Annotated in this window: 7 protein-coding genes; 3 read left to right on the top strand and 4 right to left on the bottom strand. The window is 66.5% G+C overall.

The features are described 5' to 3' along the window. The first annotated feature begins 45 nt into the window (after window positions 1–45). Window positions 46–2640 (top strand): M14 family zinc carboxypeptidase, encoded by a 2595-nt coding sequence (locus H4O10_RS08800; RefSeq protein WP_049452947.1) that lies wholly within the window; start codon window positions 46–48, stop codon window positions 2638–2640. 543 nt (window positions 2641–3183) lie between these two features. Here the strand turns inward: H4O10_RS08800 and H4O10_RS08795 are convergent. Continuing rightward, window positions 3184–4596 (bottom strand): DEAD/DEAH box helicase, encoded by a 1413-nt coding sequence (locus tag H4O10_RS08795; RefSeq protein WP_005412154.1) that lies wholly within the window; start codon window positions 4594–4596, stop codon window positions 3184–3186. Between the two features lie 846 nt (window positions 4597–5442). Here H4O10_RS08795 and H4O10_RS08790 point away from each other — a divergent pair. Further along, the gene (locus H4O10_RS08790; protein ID WP_043033907.1) at window positions 5443–6432 is read left to right on the top strand and encodes a fumarylacetoacetate hydrolase family protein; all 990 of its coding nucleotides are present in this window, start codon (window positions 5443–5445) and stop codon (window positions 6430–6432) included. Between the two features lie 14 nt (window positions 6433–6446). Then, window positions 6447–7115: a maleylacetoacetate isomerase gene (gene maiA / locus H4O10_RS08785; protein ID WP_049452839.1), complete on the top strand. Its 669-nt coding sequence runs from the start codon at window positions 6447–6449 to the stop codon at window positions 7113–7115. A 44-nt stretch (window positions 7116–7159) separates the two neighbouring features. On the opposite strand, the gene H4O10_RS08780 is transcribed toward maiA, so the two are convergent. The 3 genes from H4O10_RS08780 to H4O10_RS08770 all read right to left on the bottom strand — a co-directional run bounded on the left by H4O10_RS08780 (window position 7160) and on the right by H4O10_RS08770 (window position 11142). Beyond that, window positions 7160–8620: a UdgX family uracil-DNA binding protein gene (locus H4O10_RS08780; protein WP_049452828.1), complete on the bottom strand. Its 1461-nt coding sequence runs from the start codon at window positions 8618–8620 to the stop codon at window positions 7160–7162. Beyond that, on the bottom strand, window positions 8601–9884 hold the full coding sequence (locus H4O10_RS08775) for a putative DNA modification/repair radical SAM protein (RefSeq protein ID WP_049452830.1): 1284 nt from the start codon (window positions 9882–9884) through the stop codon (window positions 8601–8603). Before H4O10_RS08775 ends, H4O10_RS08780 begins: the two co-directional genes overlap by 20 nt. Before the next feature lie 130 nt (window positions 9885–10014). Further along, entirely contained in the window at window positions 10015–11142 is a 1128-nt protein-coding gene (locus H4O10_RS08770) for a PilT/PilU family type 4a pilus ATPase (protein WP_004141526.1), read from the bottom strand. Between the last annotated feature and the right edge of the window lie 101 nt (window positions 11143–11243).

The following is an 11243-nucleotide window of genomic DNA, read 5'->3' as shown; positions in this document are numbered from 1 at the left end:
GACCGGCCGCGCGATCGTCTGCCGTTGTGCTCCAGGGGAGTCACCGTGTCCTTGCATCGCCGTGCCGTTCTTCCGTTGCTGCTTGCCGCCGCCACCGCACTGTCCTCGCCGCAGCCGGCGCAGGCACAGAGCGCGTACTTCTTTCCGCAGGTCACCGACGCAGCGGCGTTCGATGCAGCGGTGCCGACGCCGGAGCAGTTCCTCGGCTACCCGATCGGCAGCCGTTACACCCGGCACGACCAGCTGGTGGCGTACTTCCAGGAACTGGCGAAACGCTCGGACAAGATCAGCGTGCGCGAGATCGGCCGCAGCTATGAAGGCCGCCCGCTGTTGATCGCCACCGTCACCGCTGCAGGCAATCATGCGCGGCTGGAACAGATCCGCCAGCAGCACGCGACCCTGGCCGATCCGGCGCAGCCGCGCAGCGCCGCCGGTGACAGCCCGGTGGTGGTGTGGCTGGGCTACAGCGTCCACGGCAACGAGACCTCCAGTGCCGAGGCAGCGATGCTGACGGCGTACTACCTGGTGGCCAACCGCAGCGCAGAAACCCAGCAATGGCTGCAGCAGGCGGTGGTGCTGTTCGATCCAGCGCAGAATCCGGATGGTCGTGACCGTGCTGCCAACTGGCACAACGCCTGGGCCTCCGACCCAGCTTCTGCCGACCCCGCCGACAAGGAACACGTCGAGCCTTTCCCGCAGGGTCGTACCAACCACTACTTCACCGATCTCAACCGCGACTGGCTGGCCCTCACCCAGCAGGACTCACGGCCGAAGGTGGAGGTGTTCCACCAGTGGTACCCGAACGTGCAGATCGACTTCCACGAAATGGGCAAGGACAGCACCTACTACTTCGAGCCCTCGCCGAAGAGCATGCACAGTCCGCTGATTCCGGCGGCTTCGTATGAATTCAACAAGACCCTCGCCAAGTACCACGCGCAGGCGCTGGATGCGCTGGGGTCGCTGTACTACACCGGCGAGAATTTCGACAACTTCTCGCCGGTGTACGGTTCCACCTATCCGGACTTCCATGGCGCTGTCGGCGTTACCGTCGAGCAGGCCAGCTCGCGTGGCCGCGTGCAGGAATCGGTCAATGGCCTGCTGACCTTCCCCTACACCATCCGCAACCAGGTCGCCACCGGGCTGGGCACGGTGCGTGGCGCGGTGACCGAGCGCAGCGGCCTGTTCGACCTGCAGAAGCAGTTCTTCCAGAGCGCGCTGAAGCAGGCTGCGCAGCAGCCGGTGAAGAGCTTCGTGTTCGGCGACGCGCATGATCCGGCACTGACCCGGCGCCTGCTGGAACTGCTGCTGCTGCACCGGATCGAAGTGCGCGCACTGGACCGTGCAGTCACTGTCGATGGGCAGCGCTTCGATGCCGGCAGCGCCTACGTGGTGCCGGTGCAGCAGGCGCAGTTCCGCCTGGTGCATTCGATCTTTGCCGAGACGCCGCCGATCAAGGGTGATGTGTTCTACGGCAGCACCAGCTATGCAATCGCACCGGCCTACGGCGTGGCCTTTGCGGGCAGCCGCAGCCGCATCGAAGGCGGCGCACGCGTGGCCGCGCTGCCGGTGGAGCGGGGCGCGGTGCTGGGCGGCGAGGCCGGATTCGCCTACGCCATCGACTGGCGCGACTACAACGCCGGGCGCGCGCTGGCCGCGCTGCAGGGCAAGGGCGTGAATGCACGCGCGGCATTCCAGCCGTTCACCACCGCGACCGCGCAGGGCGACATCAGCTTCGCCGCCGGCAGCCTGGTCATTCCGGTTGCCGGGCAATCGCTGCAGGGCGCGGCGCTGCTCGAGACAGTGACATCCGCCGCGCGCGAGGCGGACGTACAGGTCCACGCGCTGTCCAGCGGCCGCAGCCGCGAAGGCATCGACCTCGGCAGTGACGGCGTCAAGGCGCTGCGCAAGCCTGCGGTGGCACTGGTGATGGGCGAGGGCGTGGCCGCCACCGAAATCGGATCGGCGTGGTTCCTGCTCGACCAGCAGCTGCAGTTGCCGGCCAGCAAGCTGGATCCGCAGCAGCTGGGCAAGGTACCGCTGGACCGCTACACCACGATCGTGTTGTCCGGTGGCACCTACACGGGCGTCGATGCCACGGCGGTGGCTGCACTGAAGCGCTGGGTGCAGGCCGGTGGTTCACTGGTGACCTACGGCAGTGCCTCGAAGTGGGCGATCGAGCAGAAGCTGGCCGACGGCGAAAAGCTCGGCAAGGAAGAAGAGGCTGCTGATGCAAGTCGCCGCGCGTTTGGCGACCAGCGCGACATCGCTGCGATCGAGCGGGTCAGCGGCAACATTCTCAGTGCCGACGTGGATACCAGCCATCCGCTGGCATTCGGCGTGCCGCGCCGGCAGCTGGCGATCAACAAGGAGAACACGGTGACGCTGCAGCCGAGCGCGAACCCGTTTTCCACGGTGGTGCGCATCGACACGCCGCCGCGGGTGAACGGTTACCTGTCCGAGCGCAACCGCACGCGGGTGGCAGGCAGTGCGTGGCTGCTGGTGTCGGCGCAGGGGCAGGGCAATGTGGTGCTGTTCGCCGATGATCCGGCGCATCGCAAGTACTGGCACGGAACGGACCGACTGCTGATCAACGCGATCTTCTTCGGGAATCTGGTGAATCCGAGTAAAGCGCGGGGTTGAGGTGTTTGGCGCCGAGTTTCTGTTGTGCTTGGGAGGCAGGGGGCCTCAGCCAGGACACGCCGTAAACCCATCCATGGGGGCTCGATGGCGCCATCCTTGGCGCCAACGGTCCTGGCTGAGACCCCCTGCCTCCCATGACAGTTTCCTGCGGGCGCGGACGCATCAGACCCCAAGGCGGGAGCAAGGGCAAATACAAAAGCAAAAGCAAAAGCAAAGCCAGGAATTGCGACTTCGGCTTTTGCCTTTGAAAATTTGAATTTGATCTTTCTTCTCCCGGCTACCCGGCGGGACAAGAAGGCGCAGGCAATGCTTGAAGCGGATGGGAATGGGGGCAGCGCAGAACCGTTGGCGCCATGGATGGCGCCATCGAGCTTACATGGACGTATTTACAGCGTGTTCTGCGCTGCCCCCATGCCCATTCGCCCTCGGTACTGCCACCGCGTGCTTTATCACCCGGTAGCCCGCAACAAAAAAGGACGGCGCGTCAGCGCCGTCCCTCGATAGCCTCCGCGCAGCGGGAAGCACCCTCGATGTCAGCTGGGATCAGCCGGCGCGACCACCGCCGCCACCCTGGCCACGACCACGGCCGCCACCATTGCCACCACCGCCACGGCGCTGGCCCTGGCCGGCACCTGCACGCTGCTGGCCATTGCCACCGCCTTCGCGGCGGCCACCGCCGGCCTTCTTCGGGCCTGCGTGCGCGTGGCGCGGCGCATCACCGTGCGGACGGCGCGCATGGCTCTTGCGCGGTGCGCGCTCGCCGGTATCGTGCTCGGCCTTGCCCGGCGCACTGTTGCCCCAGCGGATCGGCACCTGCAGCTCGAAGCCCGGCACATCGCGGATGTCCATGTCGCGGCCCAGCAGGCGCACGATCGCACGCAGCAGCTTCACTTCATCCTGTGCCACCAGCGAAATCGCCTGGCCGGTCGCGCCGTTGCGGCCGGTACGGCCGATGCGGTGCACGTAGTCCTCGGCCACCATCGGCAGGTCGAAGTTGATCACCTTCGGCAGCTCGTTGATGTCGATGCCGCGCGCAGCGATATCGGTCGCCACCAGCACGGTCACGCGGCCGGCCTTGAAGTCACCCAGTGCACGCAGGCGCTGCCCCTGGCTCTTGTTGCCGTGGATCGCCGCGGTCTTGATGCCCGACTTTTCCAGGAACGAGGCCAGTTTGTCGCTGCCATGCTTGGTGCGGGCGAACACCAGGGTCTGCTCGCGGCTGTCCTGCGCCAGCAGGTGCAGCAGCAGGTCGCGCTTGCGACCGGCATCGACCGGGTGCACGCGGTGGGTGATGGTTTCGGCCACGGTGTTCTTCGGCGTCACCTGGATCTGTTCCGGGTTGCGCATGAACTCCAGCGCCAGCTGGCGGATGTTGTCCTCGAAGGTGGCCGAGAACAGCAGGGTCTGCCGGTTCTGCTTCGGCAGCTTGGCCAGGATGCGCTTGATCGACGGCAGGAAGCCCATGTCGAGCATGCGGTCGGCTTCGTCCAGCACCAGCAGTTCAATGCCGGACAGGTCGATGCTGCGACGCTCCAGGTGGTCGATCAGGCGGCCCGGGCAGGCCACCAGCAGGTCCACGCCACGGCGCAGGATGTCCAGCTGGTTGCCCATGCCGACGCCGCCGTAGATGCAGGCGCTGGGAATGCGCAGGTACTTGCTGTAGCCGCGCAGGCTGTCGTGCACCTGGGTGGCCAGTTCGCGGGTCGGGGCCAGGATCAGCGCGCGCGGCTTGCGCGGGCCGCTGCGCACTTCCTGCGAGGCGGTGCCCAGGTGCTGCAGCAGCGGCAGGCCGAAGGCGGCGGTCTTGCCGGTGCCGGTCTGTGCGCCGGCCAGCAGGTCACGACCGGCCAGTGCCAGCGGGATCGCCTGCTGCTGGATCGGGGTCGGGTTTTCGTAGCCCTGCTCGGCAAGCGCACGCAGCAGGAAGGGCGCCAGGCCCAGCGATTCAAAAGACATTGAGTTTGCTCCAAGTACAAGAAACGCCTGTCCGAACGGACAGACGGGGGCAGATCAAACTGATCGGCTGACTCGGAGCGTTCCCGTGAACCGCGCTGCGAGAATTGGGTGCAGCCGGCACGAAGCGCAGGCTGGAATGCGTGACGAACGGCGTCGGAGTGGGGGCGGGCGAAGAGGGCGGACCCTGGTCGCCGGCGATCCCGGAGGGAAACGGACGGCCGCTGCAGACCGCGTAAGTCTAAACGATGTTTGAGACTTCACGCAAAAAGACCTGTTCAGGTAGGGGTTCTCTCTGCAGGGCTGCGCCCTGCACCCGCAGAGGCTGAAGCAACGTCAAAGGCTGGGTTCCTGTGGGTAGGCGGGGTGGGTCCGGTGGCAGGGGGCGCTGCAAGTACGTCCATGTAAGCTCGGTCGCCGCATCCATGCGGCTCACGCCCCTGTCACCGGACCCACCCCGCCTTCGACAGTTTTCCGCGATCTGTCGAATCTCATTCGATCAATTTCGGTGTCTGACGGATCTCGACGATGAATGATGTGGATGTTCGATCAGTCATTGGGAACCTGTCGGGGGTGGGGCGGTGTGGGTGGGCAGGACCGTTGGCGCCATGGATGGCGCCATCGAGCCCCCACGGATGGGTTTACGGCGTGTCCTGTCCACTCACACGTCCCCGCCATCCCACGGAATGCAGGCTTTTGACGTTGCCGTTGCTTCTGCAGGTGCAGGGCTGCAAGCCCTGCCGAACCCCCCACTACGGTAGGGTGGGCCGATGCCGCGCTGCAGCTTGGCGTCGCCGCAGATTTGATTACACTTGAAACTTGTTTGCCCACGACTCCGGACACCCACCCATGAAGCTTGGTTCTTTGAAGGAAGGCGGCCGCGACGGCACCCTGATCGTCGTCTCGCGTGACCTGCGCCACGGCGTGCGCGCCACCGGCATTGCCGCCACCCTGCAGCAGGCTCTGGAAGACTGGAGCCACATCGCGCCGCGCCTGAACGCCCTGTACGAATCGCTCAATGCCGGCGACGCCGACGGCGTGTTCGACCTCGACCCGCAGGCCCTGGCCGCGCCGATGCCGCGCGCCTATGAATTCGTCGACGGCAGTGCCTACCTGCCGCACGTCGAGCGCGTGCGCCGCGCCCGTGGCGCCGAGGTGCCGGAGAGCTTCTACACCGATCCGCTGATGTACCAGGCCACCAGTGCCGGCTTCTACGGCCCGCGCGATGCGGTCAAGGTGGTCAGCGAGGAGTACGGTATCGACCTGGAAGCGGAGATCGTGGTGATCACCGACGACGTGCCGATGGCGGCCACCCCGGAACAGGCTGCGGGCCACATCCAGCTGGTCGGCCTGGTCAACGATGTGTCGCTGCGCAACCTGATTCCGGGCGAGCTGGCCAAGGGCTTCGGCTTCCTGCAGTCCAAGCCGCGCTCGGCGCTGTCGCCGGTGTTCGTCACCCCCGACGAACTGGGCGCTGCGTGGCAGGACAGCAAGGTGCACCTGCCGCTGCTGACCCACATCAACGGCAAGTGGTTCGGTGCACCGGAAGCGGGCGTGGACATGCAGTTCAATTTCGCCCAGTTGGTCGCGCATGCGGCCAAGACCCGTCCGCTGGGCGCCGGCACCATCGTCGGCTCGGGCACCATCGCCAATGAAGACACCAGCAAGGGTGCCTCGTGCTTCGCCGAGCAGCGCGTGGTCGAAACCCTGCGCGACGGCAAGCCGAGCACGCCGTTCATGTCGTTCGGCGACGTGGTCCGCATCGAGATGCTCGATGCCGCCGGTAACAGCATCTTCGGTGCGATCGAGCAGCGCATCGAACAGGCCGCCAAGCCCTGAGCATGGAGGCGGCCATGGAGATTCCGGTCGACGACGGCATCGTGCTGTACACCTACTGGCGATCCAGCGCCGCCTACCGCGTGCGCATCGGCCTGGAGCTGAAGGGCCTGGCCTGGGAGGCCCGGCCGGTGCATCTGGCGCGCGACGGCGGAGAGCAGCACCTGGACGCCTATCGCGCGCTCAACCCGCAGCAGCAGGTGCCGACCCTGCTGCATGAGGGGCATGTGCTGACCCAGTCGCTGGCGATCCTTGAATACCTGGACGAGCGCTTTCCGCAGGTACCGCTGCTGCCGGCCGACGCCGCCGGCCGCGCGCGGGTGCGGGCACTGGCCCAGCTGGTGGCCTGCGACATCCACCCGATCAACAATCTGCGGGTGATGCAGTACCTGGAACGCAGTCTGCAGCTGCCGGCCGATGCCCGTATGCAGTGGACCCTGCACTGGATGGCCGAGGGCTTCGCGGCAATGGAGGCGATGCTGGCCAACAGCCGCGACACCGGCACCTTCTGCCACGGTGACCGCCCCGGGCTGGCCGACCTCTGCCTGCTGCCGCAGCTGTACAACGCCCATCGTTTCGGCCTGGACCTTGCGCCGTACCCGACCCTTCGCCGCATCGAGGCCGCCTGCCAGGCGCTGGACGCCTTCGACCGCGCGCGCCCGGAAAACCAGCCCGACGCAGCCTGAAAGTAGAGGGACGGAGGGGATCAGGTCGCAAGTGCATTCACGACTTAGTCCCCTCCGTCCCCTTTTTGCAGCAGTTGCGCGAGATCATCGCGGAACAGTGCATAAGCCCGTTCGCGGCGCGCGCCATCGCCTTGCCGCAGCACCCACGCCGGGTGCACGGTGGCGTAGCCGCGGGTGCCTTCCTCCAGCGTGTGCCAGCGTCCACGGTCGCGCGACAGATTGAAATCACGGCCAAATACCGAGGCTGCCGCGGTTGCGCCCAGGCAGACGATGAGCTGCGGCCGCACGCGCGCGATCTCGCCCATCAGCCACGGCCGGCAGGCCTGGATGTGGCGGCTTTCCGGCCGCTTGTGCAGCCGCACCTTGCCACGCCGCTCATGGTGGAAGTGCTTCACCGCGTTGGTCAGGTACAGCGTGGCGCGATCGATTCCCAGCTCGGCCAATGCGCGGTCCAGCAACTGGCCGGCAGGGCCGGCGAACGGCTGGCCGCGCAGATCCTCGGTATCGCCAGGCTGCTCGCCGATCACCATCACCCGCGCATCGGCCGGCCCCTGGCCGAACACCGTCTGCGTGGCGGTCTCCCACAGCGGGCACTGGCGGCAGGCGCTGGCCTGTTGTCGCAGCGTCTGCAGGCTGGCGGTATCTGGGCGCGCTGCCGCAGCGTCCCCACGCATGGGAATCCTGCGCTGGGGTGCCTGCGCGGGCCGGTCATGCATTTCCTGCACGCGATCGCCCGCATCGCGCACCAGGCGCGGCAGCAACTGTGCCTCGGGCAGGTGGCGCCAGTACCTGGCCGGCATCTCCTGCATCATCATCCGGGTGTTGAGCCGGGCCGGATTGAAGATGCTGGCGTAATAGGTCTGCCACAGGGCCTCGCGCGCATCCTCGGCCGGGGCGTCCTCGCGGCGTGCGCCGGGGCCGAAGGCCAGCGCCTGTCCATCCCACGCCACGCTGCGCGAAGGAGTGAGGATCGCCCAGCGCATGCCGGTGAAGCGGCGTGCGAAGAACGGCGCGACCCGGTCGACGATGTGGTGCTGTGGCTCGAACCAGGCGATGAACGCATCAGGGTGGCCGGGCAGCTCGCGGAAGCGCACGAATGCCTTCATCTTGTGCGTGTCACGGCGGACGGCCTGGGCGAGTGCGTTCGCGCGCAGGGCATCGGCATCGGCGGGGTTGGTCAGCACCGAGCGCTCGCCATGAGTAATGCGCCACAGCAGGCGATACAGCAGGGCCAGGCGCTGGGGGTCGCGATGACACAGGCAGGTCGCCGCCAGGTCGAGGAAGTCGCGCGGAACGCTGGGCGCAGCGGCATCGGCAGGCATCGGTGCCAGCTGTACGGCCGGCGCATCCAGCAGCGAAACCTCACTGCCTTCGATCCAGTCCAGCTGCGGCGGTGCCACGTCGCGCAGCAGTGCCTCGCGCGCGGCCTCGCGCCAAGGCTCCAGCGACCACGACGGGTCCACCCGCAGCGACCAGCGCTGCGCGTCAGGCGGCGGGCGGTGCATCAAACAGCGAGCCCTGTCGTGGAGGCGGCGCCAGCTGCGCGCGCAACGCGGCCGGATCATCCAGCGCCTTGCGCGGGTGGTGGTCGGCCAGCAGCACGAACGGTAGCAGCTTGCTCATCGGGGCCTTCAACCGGGCTACGTCGGCCACCCGCAGGCGCCCGTGCCGGCGCGCCATCAGCACGCGCTCTGCATTGCGCACGCCCAGTCCGGGCACCCGCAGCAGCATTTCCTTCGGAGCACGGTTCAGGTCGACCGGGAAGCGTTCGGGATGGCGGATCGCCCAGGCCATCTTCGGATCGATGTCCAGATCGAGCATTCCGCCCTGGGTGGTGTCGGTGATCTCGTCCACGCCGTAGCCATAGAAGCGCAACAGCCAGTCGGCTTGGTACAGCCGGTGCTCGCGTTGCAGGGGTGGGGGCTGCAGCGGCAGCTGCCGGCTGGCATCGGGAATCGGGCTGAACGCGGAGTAGTAGACCCGGCGCATCCGGTAACTGCCGTACAGGCTGTCGGCGCTGGCCAGGATCTGCTGGTCGTTGGCCCCGTCCGCACCGACGATCATCTGCGTGCTCTGCCCGGCCGGGGCGAAACGGGGAGGGCGCGGGCGTGCGCTGCGGCTGGCCGTCGGCGCCACCGCTGCGGGGGACTTGCGCGCCTCCTTGGCTTCCTCGATGCGCCAACGCAGTTCGCCCATCGCGCCGCGTATCGAATGCACCGTCTTCTCCGGCGCCAAGGCGCTCAGCCCGGCTTCGGTGGGCAGTTCGACGTTGATCGACAGGCGGTCGGCGTAACGCCCGGCGCTGGCCAGCAGTTCCGGCGAGGCCTCGGGAATGGTCTTGAGGTGGATGTAGCCGGCGTAGCGGTGTTCTTCGCGCAGTTGCCGGGCCACCTCCACCATCTGCTCCATGGTGTAGTCCGCATTGCGGATGATGCCGCTGGAGATGAACAGGCCCTCGATGTAGTTGCGCTTGTAGAAGTCCAGGGTGAGCGTGACCACCTCGTCCACGCTGAAGCGCGCGCGTGGCACATTGCTGGACACGCGATTGACGCAATAGGCGCAGTCGTAGACGCAGAAGTTGGTCAGCAGGATCTTCAGCAGCGATACGCAGCGGCCATCGGGCGTATAGCTGTGGCAGATGCCCATGCCCTCGGTGCTGCCGATACCGCCGCTGGCGCGCGAATCGCGCTTGCCCGAGCCGCTGGAGGCGCAGGAGGCGTCGTATTTGGCGGCATCGGCCAGAATGGCCAGCTTGCGGATGGTTTCCATTGAGGAAACCTACGGATGAGGGGTCTCATTGGATGAGACGGCCCCTGAATTCTTCAGGAAAAGGGGACGGAGGGGATCAAGTCGTAAGTGCATATACGACTTGATCCCCTCCGTCCCCCTTTTCGTGCGGTCAGAAGCCGTGGGTGATGCTGGGGGCGCCGGCCGAGAAATCTGCGTACGGGTCATGCTCGCCGCTGCTGCCTTCGGACAGGCGGAACTTCAGCGCCAGGCCATCGCGCGAGTCGGCCGCGCGCAGCGCTTCCTCCTGTTCGATGGTGCCGGCCTTGGCCAGCCGGAACAGGCACTGGTCGAAACTCTCCATGCCCTCTTCCAGCGATGCTTCCATCGCCGCCTTGATCTCGTGCACCTGGCCGCGACGCAGCAGGTCGCGGATCATCGGCGTGTTGAGCAGTACTTCGGTGGCCGGCAGGCGACGGCCTTCCTTGTTCTTCACCAGGCGCTGGCTGATCACCGCACGCAGGTTCAGCGCCAGGTTCATCAGCACGTTCTTGTGCGCGCTTTCCGGGAAGAAGTTGAGGATGCGCTCGATGGTCTGGTCGGCGTTGTTGGAGTGCAGGGTGGCCAGGCACAGGTGGCCGGTTTCGGCGAAGGCGATCGCCGCTTCCATCGTCTCTGCGTCCAGGATCTCGCCGATCAGGATCACGTCCGGCGCCTCACGCATCGCGTTTTTCAGCGCGTTGTGGAAGGCATGGGTATCCAGCCCGACCTCGCGCTGGTTGACGATCGACATCTTGTGCTTGTGCAGGTATTCGATCGGGTCTTCGATGGTGAGGATGTGACCGGTGGTGGTGCTGTTGCGGTGGTCGATCATCGACGCCAGCGAGGTGGACTTGCCGGAACCGGTGGACCCCACCACCAGTACCAGCCCGCGCGGGGTCATGATGACGTCCTTCAGCACCTGCGGCAGGTTCAGCTCCTCGATGCTCGGAATCCGGCTGCGGATGGCACGGATGACCATGCCCACTTCGCCGCGCTGCTTGAACACATTGACGCGGAAGCGACCGGCATCGGGCAGGGCGATGGCCATGTTGAGTTCCAGCTCGCGCTCGAACTGCGGCACCTGGCCTTCGTCCATCAGCGAGTAGGCGATCTTCTTGACCATGCCCGGCGGCAGGCCGGTGTTGCCCAGCGGATAGAGCTTCCCCTCGATCTTGATGTAGACCGGTGCCCCGGTGGTCAGAAACATGTCCGAAGCGTTCTTTTCGGTCATCAGCTTCAGGAAGTAGCCGATATCCATTGCGAATTTTCCCCAACGAAACGGCCGACGCCCGTTGCCAGCACGGTGTCGGCTTGACGACAATGGCCGTGAACCGACAACCGGTACGGCCTCCCCAATGA

The organism is Stenotrophomonas sp. I18B00994, assembly GCF_014145825.1.
Taxonomy (GTDB): domain Bacteria; phylum Pseudomonadota; class Gammaproteobacteria; order Xanthomonadales; family Xanthomonadaceae; genus Stenotrophomonas; species Stenotrophomonas maltophilia.
The sequence above is the reverse complement of the archived record's forward strand: the minus strand, read 5'-3'. Positions and strand labels throughout refer to the sequence as shown.

Excerpts from the sequence above, each read along its gene's own strand:
- H4O10_RS08795 (WP_005412154.1), bottom strand. The coding sequence starts at position 4,596 with ATGTCTTTTGAATCGCTGGGCCTGGCGCCCTTCCTGCTGCGTGCGCTT.
- H4O10_RS08790 (WP_043033907.1), top strand. The coding sequence starts at position 5,443 with ATGAAGCTTGGTTCTTTGAAGGAAGGCGGCCGCGACGGCACCCTGATC.
- maiA (WP_049452839.1), top strand. The coding sequence starts at position 6,447 with ATGGAGATTCCGGTCGACGACGGCATCGTGCTGTACACCTACTGGCGA.
- H4O10_RS08780 (WP_049452828.1), bottom strand. The coding sequence starts at position 8,620 with ATGCACCGCCCGCCGCCTGACGCGCAGCGCTGGTCGCTGCGGGTGGAC.
- H4O10_RS08775 (WP_049452830.1), bottom strand. The coding sequence starts at position 9,884 with ATGGAAACCATCCGCAAGCTGGCCATTCTGGCCGATGCCGCCAAATAC.
- H4O10_RS08770 (WP_004141526.1), bottom strand. The coding sequence starts at position 11,142 with ATGGATATCGGCTACTTCCTGAAGCTGATGACCGAAAAGAACGCTTCG.